The sequence below is a fragment of the Luteolibacter pohnpeiensis genome (assembly GCF_016595435.1).
GTDB classification, from domain to species: Bacteria; Verrucomicrobiota; Verrucomicrobiia; order Verrucomicrobiales; family Akkermansiaceae; genus Luteolibacter; species Luteolibacter pohnpeiensis.
The window spans coordinates 15,132-39,843 of record NZ_JAENIJ010000016.1; the positions used below are offsets into that span (position 1 = coordinate 15,132).

Genomic DNA, 24,712 nt, shown 5'->3' on the forward strand with positions numbered 1-24,712 from the left:
TTTTTCCGATAAAAAACACGAACTTACAAGCCGGCTTCCGCCAAGCGCTCCGCCATTTCGGTTTTTTGCAGCTCGTTGGTGAATTCCGAGAGGTCACCAGAAAGCACGCCTGTTAGATTATGCGAGGTGAATCCGATCCGGTGATCCGTGATCCGACTCTGTGGGAAATTGTAGGTGCGGATTTTCTCCGAACGATCGCCAGAGCCGATCAATGAACGTCGATGCTCCGAGTAAGCGAGCTGCTGTTCGCGCAGTTTTTGCTCGTAGAGCCGGGTTCGGAGAATTTGCAGCGCCTTTTCCTTATTTTGAGTTTGTGAGCGGCCATCTTCGCAACGGACGTAAAGCCCCGTGGGCAGGTGGAAAACCTGCACGGCGGATTCGGTCCGGTTCACGTGCTGTCCGCCAGCGCCACCCGCGCGGCAGACTTCAATTCGGAGATCATCCTGCTTCAGCTCAACATCGACTTCTTCAGCCTCCGGCAACACCGCGACGGTGACGGTCGACGTGTGAACCCGGCCCTGGGTCTCGGTCGAAGGAACGCGTTGGACTCGATGGACACCGGATTCGTATTTCAAATATCGGAATACCTCATCGCCGGTGATTTTCAGAATCACTTCCTTGAAGCCACCAACTTCCGAGGGAGAGCTTTCCAAATGCTCTGCCTTCCACCCGCGGGTTTCCGCGTGACGCTGGTACATCCGCATCAACTCGGCAGCGAACAGCGACGCCTCATCGCCGCCGGCACCTGCGCGGATTTCGACCAAGGCATCGCGGTCCTCGTTCGGATCTGCAGGGAGCAGCGCATATTGGAGCTGGGTCGAGAGTTCTTCGATCTGTTCTTCCTGACCAGGAATTTCCTCAGCCGCCATGGCTGCAAAGTCCGGATCGTCCGATTTGGCCAGTTCCTGATTATCTGCGAGCTGGCGTTTCAGGGTTTCAAGACTTTCCCACAAATCCAGAGAATGCTTGAGATTCCGGTGCTCGCGCAGGATTTCCGTGGCTCGTTTAGGATTCGAGAAAAGATCAGGATCACCGACAGCCTCTTCGAGCTCGGCGAAGCGGAGGCGGCGTTTGGAGATGAGCGACGAATAGTCCATGGAAATAAGCGGGCCCCAACCTGAGTCGCGGATGGAAGAAATGCAAGGGAAGGGTAGCGGGCGAGCCAGGTGTCGACCATTTTTCGTAAAAACCATCTAACGGGGCGATCCGTGAAATGCGGAATCGACGTTCTCGCGGCTCCAGGCAGGGGGATCAAACCAATGAATTCTATGGATCCTTGTTTTTTGAATTCAAATGATTGCGAAATTTTTATAATTGATCGATGCTGCTTATCCTATCATTTTAATATAAATTCGGATGACTAGAGCGATGGGTTGATCAAACTCATACCGAGTTGATTGAGTGAGATTTTTGCCTGTGGGATGCAAATTCTTGCATTTCAACAAATACTTGGATAATCGGCTGTCATGCGAATTCCGCTTGGGATTTTCTTAGGTGCTTTTCTCATCGGATTTTTAAGTTCGAGGATGTCAAAACCATCCGCCGCCGAAGTGAAATCAAAGCCAGTTCGGCAGCGGGAAAGGAGCGTGACGGTGACTTCCAGCTCATTGGATGATGCAGTGAATCGTTGGAAGAATTCGGACGGTGAGTATTCTATTTTGGATCCATTTGCGTCGGAGTGGTCTAATTGGACGGATGATCAATTACGCGCTGCATTGGATGAAGGTGTCAAAGATCCCCGCATCGCGTTGAGTTTGAGCAATGAAAACAAACTCTTGAATCTACTATTTGGTGAATGGTGTCGTCGGGACCTTGATGCATGCATCCGCTGGTTGGAAGAATTGCCATCCGAGACGATCCAGCGACAGTTGAGCAGTATATTGAGTTCCAACTGGCCGGATGATCGGGCGATGGAAGGTTTGGATTATGTCATGGCTCATCGAGAAATGTTTATCTCAACCCGATCGGTCGGCTACGGAGAAATCCTTGGCAAGGCGATCAAACTGGCTGCGAAAAATGGGGTCACGGAAGTTCTCTCAACACTCGAATCGATAAAGGCGGGTGGACTAGACTCATTTTATGCCAAGAACGTCGAATTTCCTGAAGGTTTTGATTTCTCAGCTTTATACGATCATGCCAAGGATGCCGAATTGTTAAAGAAGGGTGCCTGCTTCTTCGGTGGTTCGTGGATGGAGCAAGATTCGGAAGGGGCATTTGATGCTCTAATCTCGGATGAAGCAGTGAGCAATTTTGATCAATTATTTACCGATATTCCAAGCTCCTCCCGCGATTCAGAGCAGTTACAGCAAGGAATCAATCGGACAAAGTGGCTGGCTGAAAAGTTCAATGACATGCAGTATGAAGATGCCGCCGAATACGCAACGTCTCTCGCCGATTCACTGAAGCAGCAACCGGAGGCATGGCAGGAATTGGTCAATGATTTGCAAGAAAAAGAAATCAGAATCGATCTTATCAAAAAATCATTCGAAACAACTTGGAATCTGGTGCGACTTCGCAATCAACTGTTTACCTTGAAGGAACCCGAAGACGGTGTGGAAGTTTTGGAAAGAATCAATCAAGGTCCGGCTAGATACCTATTTCAGACCAGACAGAAACTTCAAGAAACATTGGATAAAATGAAAGTTGCTCCAGATCGGTCAGATGCAATTCTAAATCGAATTTTTCATCCCTAATGATGCAAGGATTCCGACATAAGATCGCTCTGGGTTTTCTGGCTCTCTTTGGCACAAGCATGGGTTGGTTTGTGGGTAAGCCAGCTCACGAATCAACGAATCGATCCAGTGGGGTTGCACTCAATGCCCTGAATAGTAAGTCGATTCTTCGTTCGAATACGGGTAAAGCTCAATTGCAATCCCATTCATTTAGGAACTTGGCCCAACGAATGGAATTGAATGAGGGTTTGCCACAGGAATTGATGAATTGGATTTCGCGGAGTCATACGGACCAGCTATACCGGGAGTTGCTTTCATCCGATTCACCGGTCCGAATTTCGACATCGGAACTCCTGCTCCGACGGGCCATCGCGAGGGAGATCTATCGCCGCGAGGGGATCAAATGTCTCGATCGAGTTGCTTTTGAAGGCAATGAACAGGCAATGGGTTTCCTTTTCTGCACAATTGCTAGTGCTGAACCGGAGTTGGCCAAATCTGAGTTGCAAGCGAGAGGACTCTCGATGGAGTTGAATCTGGTGCTGCAGATGACCATCGACGCCTTGAAAGCATCTGCCGTGCGGGGAGCATCGGAATTACTCAAATCAGAGAATCTCTGGGGCGAAGGGGTTGGTATGGGTTATACTGAATTTGCCGAAGATTTTAATTTCAGAGAGTATCTTTCACAGACGAGCTCCTCCGCCGGTAAAGTCGAGGCGTTCAAGTATTTGGCGGCAAAAGATCCCGATGAAGCTGCCGCTTGCATGCTGGAAGGGTTCCAATGGGAAATCGCCGGAAGCATGCTCGACGGACGATCGGCTGTGGCAGGAAGACAGGAAGCGATCAAATGGATGGCGGACGAGATTGGGAAGGTTCCGGATCGTTATCGAAAAATGGAACTCAATGATCTAGCGCGGCATTGTGATGCAAGAGATTCAGAAATGATGATGAATCAATTGGGTGCGAGGCAGGATCGCTTGGATTTTGCGGTTAGCTCAATCAGCCAATTTCGCGATGAGAAAATCGAATATTTTGCGACTCTGCCTGAAGAGTTCCGTATTAGTGTAATGAATCAATGGCTTGAAAGCATTCGTCTGACAAACTGGGGTAAGGATCCCGAAATGGCTTTGAAGATGATGGATCAAATGAAGATTCCTGCCGAGCAGTACGAGGCATTGCTGAAAGTTCAGTCAGGTGTGGCGAACTAATTGATGAGGTGATATTGATTTTTGAAACCACGATGCTTTGAATGCTCTCAAAGAGATTCCGAGCTTATATGAATGCCATTTAGGGAAGTTGCACCGAAATAATCCACCATCAACAAATCGAAAAAGGAGTTAAGCTCTTGTGTGGTGAAATCCGTGATAGGAAATGTTACATAATTACCAGGATCAAGATCTATGGTGTCGGGTACGGGAAACCGATCTAATATTTCACCAAGAATTTCGTCTTTGAGGGTCGTGTCGAAATGTTGGAAATTAATCATTTCCTGATAGATTTGAATCCAGGACCGATCGCCCGATTTTGAATCGATGTGAATCGTGGTGCAGATGTCCGAAGTCGATGGTGAAGTCGGATCACTTTCAAGAGTTGAAAGATGATTGCGTAATTCGATTGAAGGCGTAATTCTGAATTCCATTTTGAATGATGATTTCGGGTTGGTATCTGACTGTGTCAGTGCGCTGTTGTTTTTCTATCTCGACTATAACTTCGTGGAGAGCAGCCCATGATGCGTTTGAATGCATTTCCGAAGGCGCTTTCGGATTCGTATCCGAACATGGGAGCAATGACGGAGATTGGATCGTCGGTGTGGATTAATCGATGTCCAGCGCGGAGCATTCGCCAGCGCGTGAGATAATCCATGGGTGAACTCCCCACCGTTTCTTTGAAGCGGGCTGCGAACGATGATCTGGACATGGATGCGAGCTTGGCCAGGTCTTGCAAGGTCCATTGGCGAGCTGGCTCGGAATGCATGGCATCAATCGTTATCCGAATTTGTCGATCTGATAATGCCGCCAGCCACCCTGAACCCGATTGGATTCCATCGGATAAATGAAGTCTCAATGCCTGGACCAGCATCAGAGTCGCCAAATGTTGGATCACGAGAAAACCTCCAGGTTGCGGTTCCCGCAATTCCTGCATCATCCGATGGAGCGACCAACGCATGGCAGATTTATCGGATTCTGATCTGAGGTGAACGACAGTTGGCAGTTCTCCGAGTAAGATTTGGGCATACCGGTCATCGAGGTGAAAATAGCCGCCGACGATAAAAGAATGACCACCCCCATGCACCTTTACAACACCACCGTTCACTCTGCCAGCAGGCATAAGTTGATGAAAATCGACAGGTGCCAGCTCCAGTGATGAGGCTAGGTGAAAGGGGAGACCCCTAGGAAGAATAAAACAATCTCCGGCATTCATTAACAAGGGATCAGAGCCATCCTCGACGGTTAACCAGCATTGGCCGGACACCAGGGCGTAGCACTTGATACCTTGATGCTTTGGGAACCGTACGGAGACGTCACTCCCGACATCAATGCCGCCCGCCATGTAACTACGCGGCTCTAACAAAGATAGCACATCTGATAGGGTATCCATGATCTTGTTGGACGATCGCGACGAAAATCCGGATTTCATCGCATAGACCGTCTCGTGTCAGAGGACTAACATGCTCCCAGCGAACCGCAATAGCGGCCTGCGTTTTTAATCCCAAAGAATGATATGAAACTATTTGTAACTGGAGCCACCGGATTCATTGGCACCGCCGTTGTGGCGGAACTTATGGCTGCGGGTCATGAAGTGCTGGGCTTGGCTCGTTCCGAAGATGCAGTCCAAAAACTATCAGCAGCAGGGGCGATCCCGCATCGTGGTGATCTGGAGAATTTGGAAAGTTTGCAATCCGGAGCTGCGGAATCCGACGGAGTGATCCACACCGGATTCATCCACGATTTTTCTCGTTTCCAGGAAGTATGTGCGATCGATGCTCGTGCCATTGAGGTGCTTGGTTCAGCATTGGCTGGTTCGGATCGACCGCTGGTCATCTCCTCAGGCACTGGTATGGGAAATGCGGTGCCGGGTGAACCCGCAAAGGAAACCTATTTTGATTCGCATCATCCCAATCCCAGAGCCGCATCAGAAATTGCTGGGAATGCATTGTTAGAGCGTGGAGTGAATGTTTCGGTGGTGAGGCTTCCGCAAGTTCACGATCCGCTGAAACAGGGATTGATATCTTACCTCATCGAAGTCGCACGGGAAAAAGGAAAGGCCGGTTATCTCGGTGATGGTGAAATCCGTTGGCCTGCGGTTCATCGCTTGGATGCTGCACGTTTGTATCGACTGGTAGCGGAGAAAGCCGTTCCGGGTGCGCGTTATCATGCCGTTGCTGAAGAAGGGGTAGCTCATCGTGAGATCGCAGAGGTGATCGGTCGGGGTTTGGAAGTTCCCGTGGTTTCGATCCCTGCAGATGGAGCAAGTGATTACTTCGGCTGGTTGGCAATGTTTGCCAGAATGGATATGACAGCATCCAGCCAATTGACGCGTGAACTGCTCGATTGGGAGCCAGTTGGTCCGGGATTGATCTCAGATCTAGAACAAATGCGTTGTTTCGGATCTTAATCCGTCATCCTGTTAGAGTTGTAACTTGTCCTGAATGGTCATGTCGGTCGATGAGCGCATTCGGTGTTGCGGATATGCTTCTCGATTGTTAGATCTCGATCCCATCGATCATTCAGGACTTTGATGGTCGCTATTGAATTGGGATAACCTGAATGCATATGCCATCCATGAAAAATCCATTAGTCGGATGTGGGATTTTGATGGTTATCGGTCTTTTCCTAGCTGGTGGAATTTGTTATTTCGGCTATCATCAATTCCGTAGTTTGAAATCAGCACACCATCAATCTACCCTTCGACGAGAAAAGTCCAAAGTAATGGCGATTGCGCAGCGAAGAGAGTTTTTGGAGAGCAAATTGGACATTGCTAAAAAATCACAGATACCCGAAGAATTCTATACTTATCCCGGATTTCGTGATTGGTGGCGAATGCCTTTGGTTTTCCCCTACCAATTGTCTTGGGTCGACACGTTGGATTCTGGACAGTTGGGAAGATATGATCCGGGCGGATCGATCGAGGATCCAAATGGTTCCATATCGCAGGTGATATCTGATATCACTCGTTTTGCAATCGATTCATCTTTGATGGTGGCTGAGATCAGAGCGGAAAGCACTCTGAAATACATCTTGTTCGATTTCAAAACAGGATCCTTGCAGGCTTTTGATTCGGAACGTGAAGTCTGGACCGTTGCCAAATGGGCAGGATTCACGGGTCGGCAAACGTTACTGCCGAATCAATTTCTTTATGATCGCTATTACGACCTTGAGAATCGTTTTGATATGATCAGCGAGGATTGCGACTGATTACGAAGGCAGTGGCTTCAATCGTCAAAGATTACTGGTCGGCGCCTGGATGAGAAGGCAGTCTTCCAAAAATGGCTGCAGGGCCTGAAGCAACGGGGAGCCTTCAGTTTTGAACCGATCCTTGAACCGCTCTTCGATCCGCTCCAGCGAATATTCCATATCGGATGTGAGAAATTCATTCGGTTTTCCCCGGACCAAAGCCATCAGGATAATCCAGCGTCCGCGGAACGAGACCAGCGTCCTGCGGTCAGGGAGTTCGAGCATGGGGCGAAATCGCCCGTCCTGGTCGCGCAATTGACTGGCGAGTCGATGGACTGTCGGTGTGATGCGGGTGATGGTCGAATGCCGGGCTGGATCGCAGCTGGCGTAGGAAATGAGCGAAAGTGAAGCTGCATCTAGCGCAAATACCTCATCGACCTGGAAGCGGTGGGTTTTCTTGAAAAGGATTTCCTCGTAAGTCCGGCTCGTAAACAGAGCCTCCAATCTCCACTTGGTTCGATCCATCCAGCGAGGGGCGCGAAATGGACGCTGGGTCGATGAAAACTCAGCCAGTGACCGCCTCACGGTGGCGCGCAGCATCGGCTCCAATTCCAGATGCAATCTCGATTCACGGGATCGAATCGCTCCGTGAATGAGTGGCGCAAGTGCCTGCCGCAGATCGTCATCGGTGAAGTCTGGCTCTTGGGTCGTCTGCTTTTCGGGAGGGTGAGGATTGGAATGAAGGTTCGGGCTAACCGGAACCGGCTGAAAAATGGGTACTGTTTTCGCGATTTCAGCTTTAACCGGTAGCAACTCTTTCGGGAAAATGGATCGGGGAAGTGGTGCAGGGGGGATTTCGAGCGCTTGAGAATGGTCAGCCACTGGGTTTTCGCTGGTGGGAATGGAAGATTGAGGGAAAGTCGGGTAACTTCGGGGTTTTGCTTCCAGCCGCAGGTTTGATTGAGTTTTCATCAAGCTCGCAACCAGATCTGCAAGTGATGGGAACGCATCGAATGACGACGCTCCGCTGGATTCCGGCGCCAGATGCAACGGCGGAATGGGCAGTGGACGGAGCGAGGAAAGCGTCATTGGAGCGGGGTTTCGGTGGATTTTGTAAAAATCGGCGCCGATGCACATTCCGCCAATGCTTTTGCTGCAGCGGCGATCCGACCGAAGTGGGCTTCGATCTGGGCACGATCTGGGATGCTCTCCTGAAGTGCGTCGATTTTTTGCTGAGTGAGGTGCCTGGACTCCTCAAGATGGGTTTCGATCCGCTGCTGGATTTGCTGATCTCGCTGATCCATGTGCCTTTGGAAGGCATGCTGCCAGCCTGTCAGCCACTGCGTGATCTGATGCTCAAGTTTCTGAGTGTATTCCGGGGAGATTTCCGCAGAGCGAGTCTGATGGATTTCCTGAATTTGTGCGGCAATCCGCTGGATTTCAGTTTGTTGAATTAAATGACTCTGGCGAACCTCTTGCCGCGTTTCATCGATCAACTGACGCAAACTCTGCTCAACTAGGGAAGTTCGGCCATCAAGCCCGCTCAGGTGTCCAGCCATGGGCGTAGAAAACATGGGCGTTGCAGCCGACGATTCCAGCCGGGCGACGCGCTCTTCAAGTCGCTCCAGATGGCGGCCCACGATGATTTCGCGGATCCGCTCGACCGCTTGCGACGGGTTGAGGGGTGTTGGTTCGGGTGACATTTCAGCTCTCCGCGGGGGGAGTTCCGCGGGGGTGCGACGCGAAACACGGTTGAGATGAGGCAGTTCCTAACTACAACGTTGGTGGATGAGTGTAAACAAGTTCCATGATTTTTCGTGTTGATTGATTATTAAGGTTTTCTAAATATTGGGAGCGCGGCTTATTATCAATGAATTAGGAATTTTTCGATTCGGTGAAAGACAGCCGCGAAAGTATTCTGTAAAGAGAGGCGGATGCCCGAGGAAGACGACGAGAAAGGAGACAATCGCGATGAAATACTCGCTCAAGCCTACGCGAAAACCCGTAAGAGCCTGATAGCCAGGTTGGATAACTGGGAGGATCAGCGAACTTGGGACGAGTTTTACCAGACTTACTGGCGCCTCATTTACGCGGTAGCGGTGAAGGCGGGCCTCAGATCGGAGGAAGCGTTCGACTGTGTGCAGGAGACCATTCTCTCGATTGCGAAACAGAGCAAAAAGAAGCTGTATGATCCTGAACAGGGTTCGTTCAAGACATGGTTGATGAACATGACCCGCTGGCGGATTAATGATCAATTCCGCAAACGGAAAAAGGACACCGCCATGACAGGTGGAGAGTGGGAGGATGACCGGAAAACGGCGGTGATCGATCGTGTCGAAGATCCCAACGGCGACATGCTTTCCCGGCTTTGGGACGTGGAGTGGAAAAAAAATATCGCTGACGCGGCGCTATCCAGGGTGAAGGCCCAGGTTTCGCCGAAGCAGTATCAGATTTTCCACTACTATGTGATCAAGCAATGGGATGCGAAAAAAGTGCAGGATCATTTGAATGTCAGCATGGCGCAGGTGTATTTGGCGAAACACCGCGTAGGAAGTGTGTTGAAACGAGAACTCGCCAAACTTGAAGATGATGCCGAATAAGCACCGGCCCGATCCCAGTATTCCTGATCACGAGATCCTGCGCAAAATTGGCGGAGGAGCTTACGGTGAAGTTTGGCTTGGACGTGGGGTCACCGGTGCCCTGCGGGCCATCAAAGTCGTCTGGCGGGAGGATTTCGAAGACGAAAGAGGGTTTGAGCGGGAGTTCGAAGGAATTCTGAAATTCGAGCCGATTTCGCGAGATCATCCGGGGTTGGTGAACATTTTACACGTCGGCCGCAGTCCGGACGGGGTTTCGTTCTATTACTATGTGATGGAACTGGGCGATGATGTCCGCACCGGCCAGGACATCAACCCGATCGAATACGAGCCGCGCACCCTGCGTGCGGATGCCAAGCAGGCGGTTAGTCCGCAGTTGGAGACTAGCGTCTGCATCGATGTCGGACTGCGTTTGGCCCAGGCGCTGAATCACTTGCACGAGTTGGGACTGGCCCATCGTGATGTGAAGCCGTCGAACGTGATTTTCGTAAACGGCAAAGCAAAATTGGCGGATATCGGCCTGGTTGCGGCCAGAGATCAGCGCACTTTTGTGGGCACGGAAGGCTTTGTCCCACCGGAGGGGCCGGGTTCTGCACAGGCGGACATCTACAGCCTTGGCAAAGTCCTGTATGAAATCGCGACGGGAAAGGATCGACTCGATTTCCCGGAATTGCCGGAAAATTTGCCCTCCGGCCCGGAGCAAAAGCGCTGGCTCGAACTCAACCGCATCATTTGCGAAATTTGCGAACCGCGGCTTTCCAGACGGACGATTTCAACTGCCTCAGAAACCGTGGACGCCCTGCGCCGTCTGCAAAAAGGCAAGAAACGTAGACGACGTGGTGTCGGTCGTGCCGCCTGGGTGGTTTCCTTGATTTTGCTCTGTTTTTCGGTGTGGGCGGGCAGCAAGCTTTTCGTGACGGAGCATCCCTGGAAGGAGGAGGTGGTGCCGGTGGTCATGCGTAAAATCAAGGTGAATAGCTTTCCCCAGGGAGCCGAGGTTTTTGAAAATGGCGAGTTGCTGGGGACGACGCAGCTTGAATTGCGCGAGAAACCCGTAGGTGAAACCATTACACTGACCTTTAAGCTGAAAGGCTACCGGGATGCGGTATTAACCCAACGGGTGGAAAAATCGGATGTCGATGATGTCCCTCAGGTTTTCTTCAAGGAACTCGAGCGTTATGCACCTCCGGAAACCGGGGAAATGTGGACCGATCACCTGGGTTTGAATTATCCGCCTGTAGGAGATCGGCATGAAGGCGCTGGCTACGTCCAAGATGGGCCATGGCAGCAATATGTGGGTGTCACCGGAATTCCCGGAGATCCGCCACTTTCGATGGATTTTTCCGAAAACGGCAAGTCGGTCAGGATTGTATTGGTGAAGGAAAAGGAAGCATTCGCATTTTGCGATTGGTGGCGCAATGGCGCGATGGAGCAGGGGTATTTGACCAAGGATTTTGAGGTGATTCCGGTGTTTCCGGCGGCGGCTGAAGTGCCGGGACTGCCTGAGAATGCAGTCAAAGAAAAACTGACACCGTTCAAAATTGTGGTGCAGCCGATTCGATATGGCACCTTGAAGTTAGTCAGTGAGCCACCTGGGGCAGAGGTGTATGTGAATAAAATTCCGGTAGGAACCGCGACTTCTCCAGTCTTTGTGCCTCGGGTGAAACCCGGGCCAGTGGAGGTTTGGTTCATTCTGGAAGGCTACACTCCGGATGTGAAAAATATCGAGCTCAAGCGTAACGAGACTCTGGAGGTGACTGGTAAGCTGAAGCCGAATCAAGGAGTGGTGTTTGGCCGCGATTGGGAAAACGGCATTGGCATGAAGTTTGTGCCAGTGGGGCCGGATCTGATGGTATCTGCCTGGGAAACCCGAGTCCGGGATTTCCAACTTTACCTCAAAGAAACCGGGACCATGCCTCCGAAATCTCCGGATTTCCCGCAAGGCCCTGATCATCCTGTTGTGAACGTTTCACGCCCTGATGCCGTGAAATTTTGCGATTGGCTGACCCATCGTGAACAGCAGCACGAGCGGATTGCCACGTTTCATCAATATCGCTTACCGACCGACTTCGAATGGAGCAAGATGGCCGGCATCGAAGAAGAGCCCGGCGTTGAACCCGGTGCGCGCGATAACGTGAAAACTCGGACCTATCCATGGGGAGGTGGATGGCCGCTTACCAGCAAGGTTGGGAACTTTGCGGACATTTCAGCAGCCATGGCACCCGGCATGTCCAGTGATCGCACCATTCCCGGATATGATGACGGCTTCCCTTACACAGCGCCGGTCGGTTCTTTTCCGCCCAATCCCTACGGACTGTATGACATCAGCGGAAACGCGGAAGAGTGGGTCTCCGACGACTACTCCAAGGTGAAGGGCCCGATCACCCTGGGAGTTCTTCGCGGTGGTGGCTGGAACACCTATCAACGTGAAAACCTTCTCAGTGGCGCACGCAATGTGGTGCCTTATGATTTCCACGATAACATCTATGGATTCCGGGTCGTGCTTGCAAAGATACCTCAGAATCGCGACAACCCGCTTGGCTACCCGGATTATAGCGAGAAGGGCAGCCACTAACCAAATCGCGTAGATGGTAGAAATTAAATTGGAATATCAAGGGGACTTGCATTCGGAAGCAGTCCATGGCCCGTCTGGGAAACGTTTGGAAACGGACGCACCAGTCGATAACAATGGCCGCGGCGAATCGTTCTCTCCCACGGATCTTGTGGCTACCGGGCTTGGCGCTTGCATGTCCACCGTCATGGGAATCGTGGCGAAACGAAAGGAAATCGATCTAACAGGTCTGCAGGTGACCGTCCGCAAATTCATGTCGGCAGATCTTCCACGGCGCATCAGCCGCTTGGAACTGGATCTGGACATGCCATTGCCAGCCTCGCACCCGGAGCGCCGTTTGTTGGAAAGCACGGCAAATGGTTGCCCGGTTCATCACAGCCTTCACCCGGACATCGAGGTGGTGATGAAGTGGACTTGGCAGGAAGACTGATTCCTCGTTTTCCCAAGGCTGCATCTGAGTGGATGCGGCCTTTTTTAGGTCGGCAGCGGCTAACGATTTTGTGTTGCTAATCGTCGATTGGAATCACTAGTTTAACTGGATGATTTCACACTCGTGGAAAGTCGGATTGATTTCCGGGATCGGCGGCCTTTGCATCGGCTGGCTTGCTCATCTGGCAAGTTCGTCATCAACGGATTCTACGGATTCCGCGGCTGAAATGCGTTCTTCAGAACCGATTCGTCGGCAACGCGAGCGCGAGAATCAGGATGCGAAAACCGCAGCTCGTTGGATCGATCGGTTGGAGCATGACGAACTCGCAAATGTCACCGGGGAGATTCCGACGGAGGATTTTCATGCGGTCCTCGCCGGTATCATGAATAACGTCTGGGGCAAACTCTCGAATGAAGATTATTATCGCTTGCAGGCTTTGATTGATGAATGGGCTCAGCGCGATTCCGACGGCGCCCTCGCTTGGGTAAGGAGCTTGCGGCAGCCTCAGCAGCGGAGTGCCGGCTTATCCTGCATCGCTGCTGCACTTGCCGAAACCGATCCGCAAAGAGCCTTCGATATCTACACGGAACAGGATACGGTTTATTTCAGCCTTGGCCGGGAAAAACTTTTGAAGCTAATCACCGATCTTAGCCAAGAGGCAACTGCAGCGGGACCGAAGGCGTTGATTGAACTCTGGAAACGAATTCCAAAAAATGGGACCAATGGCACCATGGGATTTTCCCTAAACTATCCCGATGGTTTCGATTATGCTGAGATGATGGATCTGATGGCAAACGAAGGCATCGGGTTGTACCAGCAAAGTGGTGATTCCAATGACAAACCGATCGAACCTACGAGCCCGCTTGCCGAGTGGGCAGTCAAAGATCCGAATGCAGCATTCGACTATCTGGTCGAAAAGTTGGGCAGTGGCATGCGACTCGATGCTTATTGGTCTCTTACCGGTAAGATGAAAGAAAAATGGGGCAACGAGGCGACACAGGTATGGTTGGGTCAACAGTTTGCCAGTTTGGACACCACGCAGCGTAGCGACTTCTTGAAAGGAACCATGATGCTCAACTATCCCGGTCAGCTGAAAAGCATGATCGATCATATACCGGATCCGTCGACCGCACAGGAGGCGCGCTATGAAGCGATGCAAGCAGGTATCGAGAAGGGACTGACAAATTTCGATATTCTGACGGACTTGCCAACCGATCAAAAATTGGAAGTGATCGAGCGTCTGCGTGGTTATGAAGACACCAACTATTTGGAAAAAACGCTGATCAACTGGGACATTCCTCGCGATCGCATCGATGCCATTCTCCAGCACGCCACTGAGCCAAACCAAACCTCGGGCACCAATTAGTGCTTCGCTGGAGGCCCATAGGCTTCAATTTCCGAGAGGAAACCGAAGTGGATGTCATAGTTATCCTGTTGTTGCGATTGCTGGGCGATGAAGCTGGCGCGGATGAACTGGATGTCTTTGGGTTCAAAACGAATTTCGGCCCGCTCCGCTTTGTGGGGTGAAAAATCGTGCTGACCCACCTCGGTGAATTCCTTTCCGTCCTTGCTTACGGAAATCGCGACGGTTTTGGTCGAACCCACAGCGGGAGTGCCGAAAACCACCGTCTGAACAGCTTCAACGGAACCCATATCCAGAGTTACGGATTTCGGGAAATCCTTCGAGTTATCTGTCGCGTAAGCGGATGGCGAATGATCGCCCCAAACTCCGTCGGTTAATCCGCCGTCCCATCCCCACTGGTTGCGATTGCTGGATTGATGGGGTTTTCCCTTCAGAAGATTGGTTCCCAGGGTGGGGTCCACAGGCCAATGGGTGTTGAACGCACCGGCTGGCAGGCCTTCTTTATTCATCAAATTGGGTTCGGCTATTTGGGACCAGGCGAAGCGAACCCGATCCGGATGAGGGACGTCCGGGCTGCTGACGATGATTTTAGTGCCATCATCGGAAATGGTAGCTGTCGCCGGTTTGTAATCTGCCGTCACTCCGGCAATTTCGAACAGGGTGGGGGCTTTACCATCGCGCGTCGCAAGACCACCGCCGGTGTGTTCAAAGTGAATCTCAACGGTATTTCCCTTCACTTCATAACCGGAATAAAGCGGGCCGGAAACGACGGTGTCTTGGTCGCCGTAAGAATCTTTCATGGCCCACAGCAGAAGTCGGCGCGCGACTTCCATTTTGCGCTTCGGGTGGATGTCCTTCGGGTTGCCAATATCGTTGATGACCGCCATGCCCGTATGCGGGACTTCAAGGCAGGCTTGTTGTGCCGTCCAAAATTGCGGGATATCCTGATCCCGGTTGTCGCCATAGAAATACGGCGCGATCTGGACGTAGAGGAAAGGCGCATCCGGGGCCTGGAATTGTTTCCGCCAACCAGCAATCAAGGCTTTTTGCTTCAGCGTGTAGGCCATGCCTTCGCTCGAATTCGACTCGCCCTGATACCAAAGAAATCCGCGCAACGCATAGGGCACCAGCGGATGGATCATCGCCTGGTAAGTTCCGGTCTCCTCGCCCGAGCCTGCTTTTAAAAGTGCGGGCCCGGTTGGCATTTCCGGCACGGGGAAATGATGGGCAAGTGCCTTGTCCGCATCATCGGTCCAGCTGCGTAGATCACTGACGTATTTTTTGAAAGCGGCATCATAGGCCGGAAAGCCCGGCGTTTTGGCAAGGCGTTCCTGATGCTGTTCGGCAAGCTCAGGAACCTCGGCGAGACCTTCTTCCGCCCACCATGGCTCGATGCGGGAGCCACCCCACGAACTGTGGATCATGCCAACCGGGACATGGAGTTTTTCGGACAGCATCTTGCCGAAGAAATATCCGACAGCGGAGAAATTCATCGCTGCTTCCGGGCTGGCGTGGGTCCACTTCGCGTCCACGGTTTCCTGCCTGACGTTGCTCACTTTGCGTGGAACCTGAAACAGTCGCAGCAGCTCGACGGTGCCTTCCTTGGCAATCGCTTGCTCATTTGGCGGTGTGTTATTGACGCCAAATTCCATGTTCGATTGTCCGCTGCAGAGCCAGACTTCGCCCACCAGAATGTCGCCGATCTCGGTAGCCGGAGAACCAGCCTCGGTGACGCTCAGCGTTTGGCCGTGGGCATCCGCGTGAAGGGGATCGAGCGATACCTGCCAGCGTCCGGCGGCATCGGCAGTGGTGGTTTTGGTTTGGCCGGAAAATTCAACCGTCACCTCTTTTCCAGCTGTGGCGCGTCCCCAGACGGGCACCTTTTTTTCACGCTGAAGAACGGCGCCATCCTGAAAAAGCGGGGCAAGAACGATTTCTGCCGAAACAGGTTCGGCGAGCAACAACAAGCAAAGCAGGCGACCACAGGTTTTTCGCATCATCCGAATACGGGATGATAGACATTGATCTAGCAATCTTTTCAGATGGCTTTGTTGGAGATAAAGGTTGCGCATCGCAACATTTCCCGCCAGATTCATCTCGAAACCTCACCAACTTAGGTAACAAACTAAGGATTATGCTTCCCGAGCACGCCCCGCTTACTCCCGATCAACGCAAGTCGTTGGACGCAATACTTTCCGCCCTTGATCCGATTCAAAAATCCTGGCTGAGCGGCTACCTCGCTGCGTCTGGATCCCAGGCAGCTGCCAAACCTTCAGCCGGACCTGTGAAAGCGGGCAAGCTGATCGTTTTGTATGGCACGGAGTCAGGAAATTCCGAGGAATTGGCAGCCCGGGCGGTCAAGGAGGCGAAGAAACGTGGTTTCCAGGCGGTGATGAAAAACATGTCGGAGATTTCCCCGGCGGACCTTGTCAAAACCTCCCAGTTGCTGGTCGTCGTTTCGACCTGGGGCGATGGGGATCCACCCGAATCGGCCGCCGGATTTTATCAGGAATTCATGCAGGGCGAGTATTCGCTATCGAGCGTGCGCTTCTCGGTCTGTGCCCTTGGCGACACCTCCTACGAAAAGTTCTGCCAGATTGGTAAGGACGTCGATGCCCGGTTGGAGAAATGCGGTGCTGCCCGCGTAGCGCCTCGCCAGGATTGCGATGTCGATTACGAAGCGGATTTCTCGACATGGCTGGATGCCTCGCTGAAGGCATTGGCTCCTACTGAAGTTTCCATTGCGGCACCTGCTGATTTTTCTGAACCGGTTCCTGCGTCCACTGTCGAATATGGCAAAAAGAATCCGTTCCCGGCAGAGGTTTTGGACAATTTGTTGCTCAACGGGGAGGGGACTTCCAAGGAAACGATCCACATTGAGTTTTCACTCGAAGGTTCCGGCCTGCACTATGAACCGGGTGATGCACTCGGCGTCATACCAATTAATGCTCCGGATGTCGTTCAAGCCGTTCTGGATGCGGCCAAGTTGACCGGTGAAGAGGAAGTGGATGTTAAAAATGTCGGTAAGAAGCGCCTGGCGGATGCGTTGCGCGAAGATTACGACATCACCGGATTGTCCCGTGCGGTGCTGACCAAGCTGGCAGCGGCGAGTGAATCCGCCACTCTAACAGCTCTCTTGGCAGATGATGCGAAGGAGCAGTTGAAGGAATACAACTATGGTCGTGAAATTGTTGATGCCATCACGGATTTCGCACCAAACGGTCTTTCGGCTGAGAGTCTAACAGGCATCTTCCGCAAGCTGCCTGCGCGCCTTTATTCCATCGCATCCAGTCCGCTCGCTCACCCGGATGAGGTTCACCTTACGGTTGCAGCCGTCCGATATGATACGCATGGCCGGAGCCGGAAAGGCGTTTGCTCGACCTATCTTGCTGACCTTGCGAAAACCGGGGAATCCGTTTCGCTGTTCGTCCAACCGAACAAAAATTTCCGTCTGCCAGCTGATACTACCACTCCGGTCATCATGGTGGGACCGGGGACAGGCGTGGCGCCGTTCCGATCCTTCGTCGAGCATCGCGCCGCCATGGGAGCCGAAGGAAAAACCTGGCTGTTCTTCGGCGATCAACATTATTTGTATGATTTCCTCTATCAGTTAGAGTGGCAGGATTATTTGAAATCCGGTGCGCTGAGCCGACTCGATCTCGCGTTCTCACGCGATCAGCCGGAGAAAATCTACGTGCAGGATCGCATGATCGAGCAAGCTGCCGAGATTTACCAATGGCTCGAACAAGGTGCCCATTTCTATGTCTGCGGTGATGCCCAGCGCATGGCCCACGATGTTCACGAGGCCCTGATCTCCGTCGTGGAATTCCAAGGTGGAGTCAGCCGCGAAGAGGCGGAGGCCTATGTTGAAAATTTGAAAAAGACCAAGCGCTACCAGCGCGATGTTTATTAACTTTTGCCAGAATCCAAAGATATGTCTGAAAAGAAACTTGCCGCCAACGAAGGGATTAAAATCCGCAGTAATTACCTGCGCGGCACCATCACGGAAGGATTGGCTGATCTTTCGACCGGCTCCATGTCCGAGGACGATCAACAACTGCTGAAGTTCCACGGAACCTATCAGCAGGATGATCGTGACTTGCGGGCAGGTCGCCGCAAGCATCGCTTGGACAAGGCGTACTCCTTCATGATTCGGATCCGCGTTCCGGGCGGTGTCGCGACACCTCAGCAATGGCTGGAAACCGACCGGATTGCGACCCAATTTGCCAATGGCACCATCAAGCTAACCACTCGCCAGGCATTCCAATTCCACGGGATTATTAAATCCAATCTCAAGCGATCCATCGCCGAGATCAATCAGGCGGCGATGGATACCATCGCGGCCTGCGGCGACGTGAACCGGAACGTGATGTGCAATCCGAATCCCTATCTTTCGTCCGTGCATGCGCAGGCGCTCAAGATTGCACAGGATATTTCCACCCATCTTACGCCGCAAACCAAAGCCTATCACGAGATTTGGCTGGATGGAGAGAAGATCGAAAGCAGCGAGGAAGATCACGAGCCGATTTATGGCAAAACTTATCTTCCACGGAAGTTCAAGATCACCGTCGCGGTCCCTCCGAGCAATGATGTGGATATCTTTGCGAACTGCCTTTCATTCATCGCCATTGCGGAAGAAGGACAGGTCGTTGGATACAACGTCGCCGTTGGCGGCGGCATGGGATCAACTCACGGCGATGAAGCAACCTATCCGCGGCTGGCTGATGTGATCGGCTTCTGCACGCCGGAGCAGGTGGTGGATGTCGCTGAGAAAGTGGTGATGATTCAACGCGATTTCGGTGACCGCACCAATCGCAAGCATGCTCGATTCAAGTACACGGTCGATGATCATGGTGCGGATTGGATCCTTGCAAAACTGAATGAATACCTCGGTTACGAGTTGCAGCCGGTTCGTGAGTATGTATTCACCGATAATGGTGACCGATTCGGTTGGGTTGAGGATGAGCGCGGACAATTCCATTACACCATGTTCGTCGAAGGCGGCCGGGTTTTGGATACGGATGATTATCCGATGCGAACCGGTTTGCGTGAAATCGCGAAACATCATCAGGGTGATTTCCGACTAACAGCGAATCAGAATTTGATCATTGCCAATGTATCTCCGGAATCGCGCCCGGAGATTGAGAAATTGCTCGAGCAATATGGCATCAAGGGAAGTCACCTGCGCAGTGGACTTCGCTTGAGCTCCATTGCCTGTGTTGCTTTGCCAACGTGCGGATTGGCTTTGGCGGAATCTGAACGTTATTTGCCGAAGCTGATCACCAATCTCGAAGAGACAATTGAAGATGCCGGTCTGCGTCACGATTCCATTACCATTCGCATGACCGGTTGCCCGAATGGTTGTGGTCGACCTTTCATCTCTGAAATCGGTTTCGTTGGTAGAGGACCCGAACGATACAATGTTTATCTCGGTGGTGGCCACGCGGGTCAACGTCTCAACAAGCTCTATCGTCAAGATGTGGCAGCTGGTGAAATTCAGCAGTTGCTTTCTCCCATTTTGCATCGATATGCAAAAGAACGGAACGAAGGCGAGCATTTCGGAGATTTCGTCATCCGTTCCGGCTATGTTGCTGCCACCAAACAAGGCGGCGACTTCCACTCGAATATCAAATCCGATGCCTATGCGTCGGCATGATGAAATCCTTATCTAATCCATCCTTATGGAAGCTTTGAAATTTGAAATTCCTGCGTCTGAGTCAACGCTCGACGCGGAGGCTCTGTCTGCAGAGCTTGCACCATTGCGTGCCGGTGACCGCCTTCGTTTGCTCCACGAACGACTTGGCGATCGATTGGTGGCATCGACCAGTTTTGGCATTCAGGCTGCGGTCATGTTGCATTTGATCCATGAGAACGCGCCGGAGATTCCCGTGGTGTTTATCGATACCGGATTTTTGTTTCCTGAAACCTATCAATACATCGAGGAATTGATGTCGAAGTTGAAGATTGATCTCCGGGTCTATCAACCGACTTATTCTGCCGCGCGGATTCAGGCACTGTGGGGAAACCTGTGGGAAAAAAAACAAGACGGTGCAGATCGTTACGGACTCATCACGAAGGTGGAACCCATGAACCGCGCACTTCGTGAAATTGGTGCGGATGTATGGATTAGCGGACTGCGCCGATCGCAATCCAAGACCCGTGCGGATCGTCCATTTGCAGAGCAGCAGAAGCGAACTCTCAAGACCTATCCAATTCTTGATTGGGCGGATGCGCAGGTCGATTTATATTATCATCAGCATGAGCTGCCCCGTCATCCTTTAGCCTCGAAAGGCTATGTGACCATGGGCGATTGGCATAGCACACGTCCGGAAGGTACGGATGGAGCTGAGGCCACTCGCTTCGATGGAAATCGATATGAGTGCGGTTTGCACCTCGACTCAGGTTCATCCGATTTCCAAATCTAACTTTTCAATCTAACCCAGAAATACCATGCCTATATCCGACAATCTGGTTGCCACCGTTGGTAACACTCCACTCATCCGCATCAATCATCTAACCAAGGGCTTGGAAGCGGAAGTTCTTTTGAAGGCTGAGTTTTTCAATCCTCTCTTCAGCGTGAAGGACCGGATTGGCAAGGCGATGATCGAAGCTGCCGAACGCGATGGTTCGTTGAAGCCAGGCGGCCTGATCATTGAGCCGACATCGGGCAACACCGGTATTGCGCTTGCGTTCGTCGCCCGTGCGAAAGGCTACCCGATCATTCTGACCATGCCAGAAAGCATGTCGGTGGAGCGTCGCGTCTTGCTGCGCTTGTTAGGTGCGGAGATCGTGCTCACCCCACGGGCCAAAGGCATGGGTGGAGCGATTGCCAAGGCCAAGCAAATGCTTGAGGAAATCGAAGGATCATTCGGTCCTGGCCAATTTGATAATCCGGCCAACCCGCAGGCGCACCGTGAAACCACTGCCGAAGAAATCTGGAAAGATGTGGATGGCAGGATCGACGCGTTCGTCGCCGGCGTGGGCACTGGTGGAACCATCACCGGTGTTTCCGAGGTGCTGAAGTCGCGTTGTGACATGAAAACCTTCGCCGTCGAGCCAGCTGGTAGTCCGGTCATTTCCGGTGGATCTCCGGGTCCCCACATGATCCAGGGCATTGGCGCGGGATTCATTCCGAAAAACCTCAACGTGGATATCATCGATGAAGTGATTCAAGTGACTAACGAAGACGCTTTGGACACAGCGCAGGCATTGGCTCAACTGGATGGCATCCCTGCGGGTATTTCCACCGGCGCGAACGTCTGGGCGGCGTTGCAATTGGCAAAACGCCCGGAATTCAAAGGAAAACGCATCGTCACCGTAGGCTGCTCATCCACCGAGCGCTACCTCTCGACACCGCTCGCGGAAAAAGTCCGTGAAGAGGTGATCAACTTGCCTGTCGCGGAGATTTAATCCGCTGAAAGAAAAGCTCCGCCAATCGGGAGAGCGTGCTTGCAGCGCGCCCCGATGGCGGCTCATGCTTCCGACGTGGCTAACACGATGGAAAAATCCCGCCGGTGGAATGGTTATGTTTGTCCGGACTGCCGTTTTGTCTTTCGGGTCCCCAGGGATCACGATGGGGAAGGGATTGTTTGCCCGTCATGTCGCCGGATGCTGAAAATTCCCACGGATGGGGATGTTTTGCCGCCGTTGACACTCGCCGCCATCACCGAAAAAGCTACGGAGACTTCCGCTGCTCATCTGGAACGCCGCCGCAAGCGGGGAAGGGGCAAGAAAGACGTCGATGAAACCCCGGATTGGGAAAAGCAGCCGATGATGCGGTCTTCGAAGACCAGTGCGGATTCGCTGAAAAAGTATGCTTTGGCCGTTGGAGGCGTGTTCGCTGCGGCCGTTGTGATTATTTTTGGCATGGTGCTTTTCCGCGATAAACGACCGGTGGTTGTCGCTTCTCCGGTGGTTGCCGAGATTTCGAAACAGGCCGATTCACCGGAAGAGGGTGGCTTGGAAAAAGTGGTTTTGCCGAAGGTCATGCAACAAAGCCAGGTTTCGTTTCTCGAAGAGGCCGAACCGATCATTCGCAAGTTTCTATCGGCGAAGACCGTGGATGAAATGCTCCCATTTGTTAGAAATCCCGAGGTGACGGAACCTCGAATGCGGAAATTCTATCAAGGTGGGAAGATTGATGCTCCAGGAATGGCATTGATCAAGCCGATCGGTGACGTGAGCTACCGCGGGAAATTCGCATCCGTGATGGTGCGGACAAGAGACCAGGAATTGCGCCAACTTGCCTTCACCAGAACGGATCAAGGTGGATTGGAAATCGACTGGGAAAGTTATGTGGGTTGGTCGGCCATGACCTGGGATGAGTTTCTGAAAACGAAACCGACCGAGCCACAGATATTCCGGGTTCTGGTGAAGCAAGTCGAGTATTACAATTTCGATTTCAGTGATGACCTTAAGTGGCAGTCCTATTCCATTTCATCCTCGGATCGCGAGCATTTCGTCTATGGATACACCCGCAAGCAGACGCCTTTGAATAGCATGATGATGCCCGACAATAAAAAGTCCACGGTGGCAATGATGCTCGCATTGAGGTTTGATCCGACCAATTCCTCCGACAATCAGGTGATTGTTGATCGTTACATCACGGATGGATGGGTGGAAGGTATCGACGACGAGTGATGAATCCGACCACTTACGACAAGGCGCTGGAGCTGAATTTGGACCCAGCTGTTTACGGGACATTCGCTGAAATCGGCGCCGGACAGGAAACCGCCAACTGGTTTTTCAGGGCCTCGGGGACTGCAGGATTGGTTGCGAAAACGATTTCTGCCTATGACATGACGATGAGTGACGCGATCTACGGTCGTGCGGATCGCTATGTTTCGGCGGCGCGATTGGAGTCGATGCTCGATCACGAATTTTCCATCTTGCTGGAAAGGCTCGGTCCAAAACGCGGTGCCGATACCGCGTTTTTCTCGTTCTGTAATACGGTAAGGGCCCGAGGCTGGAACGACGAAGGTGAGTGCCATGGCTGGCTCGGGGTGCGGTTCCAGATGAAACCGGGAGATCCTCCCTCAGACATCATCCTGCACGTTCGCCTTTTGGATGCCCGGACGATCGATCAGATGGAGGCTCTTGGAGTGATCGGCGTGAACTTGATTCATGCTGCGATCCGAATGCGTGGTCACTTGCGTCAGTTTGTCGAATCGCTGGTGGATAATTTGTTAGAGGGACGGGTCGAAATCGATCTCCTGAAGTTTTCCGGCCATGGTTACAGCTTTTTCGACAATCGTCTGTGTGCCCTGCAGCTGGTGGAAAGTGGTTTGACCGATGCCACCATGTTTCTGCCAAACGGCGAGGTGATGCAGCCAACGGAAGTGCTTTACCGGCGGCCAGTGCTGCTCCTGCGTGGCAGTTTTGATCCGGTGATGAAAATTCACCTGGAGATGCTGAATCAAGCCCGTGCGGGTTTTTCCCAGCTGCTGGAGGATGAGGACAAAGGTCGCGAAGTCGAAATTTGCGAGATTTCCATGGCGAACCTGCTGCGCGGCAAAGCCGTGGATCAAATCGACTTTTTGGATCGGGCAGATGCGCTGCAATCCTTGGGAAAGACCGTCCTGCTCTCTCGTTGCGCGGAGTTTCACCGGATTGCGGCATTTCTCAATCGATGCACTGCCAAGCCCGTTGGCATTTTGTTGAGCATCGGGTTGCTGAACGAATTGTTCAAACCCAAGTGGTCAGCCAATCTTGAAGGAGGCGTGCTGGAATCATTTGGCAGATTGTTCAAGAACGGGGTGACGCTTCATGTTTTCCCGTGGCAAAATCGCCGGAATGGCGAATTGGTCACCGCTGAATCATTCCGCCCTCCACAGGACAGTGTGCACCTCTATCGTCACTTTTTGGACAATGGATTGATCGTCGGAATTCCATCCGAAAATCCCGATTTGCTGGCTTACACGGGACGTGATATTTGCCGGATGATCATTGCCGACGATGAAACCTGGAAACAGCAGGTGCCGGAAGTCGCTTGGGTCATGGCAGAGCGCCACGCTCGCTTGCGCATGGATTAAAGGTTGTCCATCTCGGACATCTCTTTGCGGGCCGGACGTGATTTCAACAAGTCATAGGAGGTGCCACAATACATGCAGCAGAACTTTTGATTCGCCAGAATGGAAAGTCCGGCTGTCACCCCCTGATTGAACGGCCAAATCCGCACGGCACGATCATGGACCAGTGCGCCGGTGTTGATGAGTGGCGTGCCTCTGCAAAGTGGGCAAAATGCGGCGCGGCGCTTGAAAAATGCGATCGCCCAGGTCACCGCGGTAAATCCAAGACAAACGGCCAATGTTTTCGCTACCAGCATCCCTGGTTCGATCAGATAAATGATGAGACAGGTGATGGATGCGATGATGCCTGCGTAGTGGATCGAGACCCAAAGCATCGCCCAAACGTAAGAACCCCGGTATGGCAGTGATCGGCAGTTAGGTGCCGATGAACTGGGGGATGACTTGAGTGACGAGTCGGATCGGAGATCTTCCATGGATTGATAGGATGGGAAAGTACGCCGACTTACGACGAGGGGCGATAAAGTGGGAATGTCGGTATTTACCGGCGATCCCGCAACCTAAATCGAAGGAAACAGCTGTTCAAAATATCCTGTTGAAATGCTACGCAATCGTTCAAGACTGGGTCTTTCAGGAATTGTGAAATTCGATGAAAATATTTC

At 52.3% G+C, this 24,712-nt stretch carries 21 protein-coding genes; 14 read left to right on the top strand and 7 right to left on the bottom strand.

What is annotated here, in order from left to right; all coding sequences use genetic code 11:
- Positions 1–23: 23 nt before the first annotated feature.
- Positions 24–1,097: a peptide chain release factor 1 gene (gene prfA, locus JIN85_RS11070; RefSeq protein ID WP_200270619.1), complete on the bottom strand. Its 1,074-nt coding sequence runs from the start codon at positions 1,095–1,097 to the stop codon at positions 24–26.
- Between the two features lie 813 nt (positions 1,098–1,910).
- Here prfA and JIN85_RS11075 point away from each other — a divergent pair.
- Both JIN85_RS11075 and JIN85_RS11080 read left to right on the top strand, forming a co-directional pair.
- Complete coding sequence (locus tag JIN85_RS11075) at positions 1,911–2,693, top strand: hypothetical protein (RefSeq protein ID WP_200270621.1); 783 nt, start codon at positions 1,911–1,913, stop codon at positions 2,691–2,693.
- A gap of 242 nt (positions 2,694–2,935) precedes the next feature.
- A complete protein-coding gene (locus tag JIN85_RS11080) occupies positions 2,936–3,877 on the top strand; it encodes a hypothetical protein (protein WP_200270623.1) in 942 nt (313 codons plus the stop codon).
- Between the two features lie 47 nt (positions 3,878–3,924).
- Here the strand turns inward: JIN85_RS11080 and JIN85_RS11085 are convergent, their stop codons facing one another.
- Entirely contained in the window at positions 3,925–4,308 is a 384-nt protein-coding gene (locus tag JIN85_RS11085; protein WP_200270625.1) for a hypothetical protein, read from the bottom strand.
- Between the two features lie 35 nt (positions 4,309–4,343).
- Positions 4,344–5,267: an AraC family transcriptional regulator gene (locus JIN85_RS11090; protein ID WP_200270627.1), complete on the bottom strand. Its 924-nt coding sequence runs from the start codon at positions 5,265–5,267 to the stop codon at positions 4,344–4,346.
- Between the two features lie 123 nt (positions 5,268–5,390).
- On the opposite strand from JIN85_RS11090, the gene JIN85_RS11095 reads away from it, so the two are divergent.
- Together JIN85_RS11095 and JIN85_RS11100 are read left to right on the top strand one after the other, a co-directional pair.
- Positions 5,391–6,284, top strand: coding sequence for an SDR family oxidoreductase (locus JIN85_RS11095; RefSeq protein ID WP_200270629.1), 894 nt, complete (start codon positions 5,391–5,393; stop codon positions 6,282–6,284).
- 167 nt (positions 6,285–6,451) lie between these two features.
- Positions 6,452–7,084: a hypothetical protein gene (locus tag JIN85_RS11100; RefSeq protein ID WP_200270631.1), complete on the top strand. Its 633-nt coding sequence runs from the start codon at positions 6,452–6,454 to the stop codon at positions 7,082–7,084.
- A gap of 24 nt (positions 7,085–7,108) precedes the next feature.
- Here the strand turns inward: JIN85_RS11100 and JIN85_RS11105 are convergent, their stop codons facing one another.
- The gene (locus tag JIN85_RS11105; protein WP_200270633.1) at positions 7,109–8,152 is read right to left on the bottom strand and encodes a hypothetical protein; all 1,044 of its coding nucleotides are present in this window, start codon (positions 8,150–8,152) and stop codon (positions 7,109–7,111) included.
- Complete coding sequence (locus tag JIN85_RS11110) at positions 8,149–8,766, bottom strand: hypothetical protein (protein WP_200270635.1); 618 nt, start codon at positions 8,764–8,766, stop codon at positions 8,149–8,151. Before JIN85_RS11110 ends, JIN85_RS11105 begins: the two co-directional genes overlap by 4 nt.
- 231 nt (positions 8,767–8,997) lie before the next feature.
- Here JIN85_RS11110 and JIN85_RS11115 point away from each other — a divergent pair, with 231 nt between their 5' ends.
- From JIN85_RS11115 to JIN85_RS11130, 4 genes are all read left to right on the top strand, one after another.
- Positions 8,998–9,663, top strand: a complete 666-nt coding sequence (locus JIN85_RS11115) for an RNA polymerase sigma factor (protein ID WP_200270637.1) — start codon at positions 8,998–9,000, stop codon at positions 9,661–9,663.
- Positions 9,650–12,235, top strand: a complete 2,586-nt coding sequence (locus JIN85_RS11120) for an SUMF1/EgtB/PvdO family nonheme iron enzyme (protein WP_200270647.1) — start codon at positions 9,650–9,652, stop codon at positions 12,233–12,235. The genes JIN85_RS11115 and JIN85_RS11120 overlap by 14 nt, the downstream gene beginning before the upstream one ends.
- Before the next feature lie 13 nt (positions 12,236–12,248).
- Positions 12,249–12,662 carry an OsmC family protein gene (locus tag JIN85_RS11125; protein ID WP_200270649.1) on the top strand — a complete coding sequence of 138 codons (414 nt, stop codon included), beginning with the start codon at positions 12,249–12,251 and terminating at the stop codon, positions 12,660–12,662.
- A gap of 109 nt (positions 12,663–12,771) precedes the next feature.
- Positions 12,772–14,028 carry a hypothetical protein gene (locus tag JIN85_RS11130; RefSeq protein WP_200270651.1) on the top strand — a complete coding sequence of 419 codons (1,257 nt, stop codon included), beginning with the start codon at positions 12,772–12,774 and terminating at the stop codon, positions 14,026–14,028.
- On the opposite strand, the gene JIN85_RS11135 is transcribed toward JIN85_RS11130, so the two are convergent.
- Positions 14,025–16,025 (bottom strand): sialate O-acetylesterase, encoded by a 2,001-nt coding sequence (locus tag JIN85_RS11135; RefSeq protein ID WP_200270653.1) that lies wholly within the window; start codon positions 16,023–16,025, stop codon positions 14,025–14,027. The two genes, JIN85_RS11130 and JIN85_RS11135, sit on opposite strands and share 4 nt — an antisense overlap.
- A gap of 134 nt (positions 16,026–16,159) precedes the next feature.
- On the opposite strand from JIN85_RS11135, the gene JIN85_RS11140 reads away from it, so the two are divergent.
- The 6 genes from JIN85_RS11140 (at position 16,160) to JIN85_RS11165 (ending at position 24,056) form a co-directional block, all read left to right on the top strand.
- Positions 16,160–17,938, top strand: a complete 1,779-nt coding sequence (locus JIN85_RS11140) for an assimilatory sulfite reductase (NADPH) flavoprotein subunit (protein ID WP_200270656.1) — start codon at positions 16,160–16,162, stop codon at positions 17,936–17,938.
- A 21-nt stretch (positions 17,939–17,959) separates the two neighbouring features.
- Positions 17,960–19,681 (top strand): NADPH-dependent assimilatory sulfite reductase hemoprotein subunit, encoded by a 1,722-nt coding sequence (locus tag JIN85_RS11145; RefSeq protein ID WP_200270658.1) that lies wholly within the window; start codon positions 17,960–17,962, stop codon positions 19,679–19,681.
- A 25-nt stretch (positions 19,682–19,706) separates the two neighbouring features.
- The gene (locus JIN85_RS11150) at positions 19,707–20,450 is read left to right on the top strand and encodes a phosphoadenylyl-sulfate reductase (RefSeq protein ID WP_234047377.1); all 744 of its coding nucleotides are present in this window, start codon (positions 19,707–19,709) and stop codon (positions 20,448–20,450) included.
- 25 nt (positions 20,451–20,475) lie between these two features.
- Positions 20,476–21,435, top strand: coding sequence for a cysteine synthase A (gene cysK, locus JIN85_RS11155; protein WP_200270660.1), 960 nt, complete (start codon positions 20,476–20,478; stop codon positions 21,433–21,435).
- 198 nt (positions 21,436–21,633) lie between these two features.
- On the top strand, positions 21,634–22,665 hold the full coding sequence (locus tag JIN85_RS11160; RefSeq protein WP_200270662.1) for a hypothetical protein: 1,032 nt from the start codon (positions 21,634–21,636) through the stop codon (positions 22,663–22,665).
- A complete protein-coding gene (locus tag JIN85_RS11165; RefSeq protein ID WP_200270769.1) occupies positions 22,665–24,056 on the top strand; it encodes a TonB-dependent receptor in 1,392 nt (463 codons plus the stop codon). The genes JIN85_RS11160 and JIN85_RS11165 overlap by 1 nt, the downstream gene beginning before the upstream one ends.
- Here JIN85_RS11165 and JIN85_RS11170 read toward each other — a convergent pair.
- Positions 24,053–24,526 carry a hypothetical protein gene (locus JIN85_RS11170; RefSeq protein ID WP_200270664.1) on the bottom strand — a complete coding sequence of 158 codons (474 nt, stop codon included), beginning with the start codon at positions 24,524–24,526 and terminating at the stop codon, positions 24,053–24,055. The genes JIN85_RS11165 and JIN85_RS11170 overlap by 4 nt on opposite strands.
- Between the last annotated feature and the right edge of the window lie 186 nt (positions 24,527–24,712).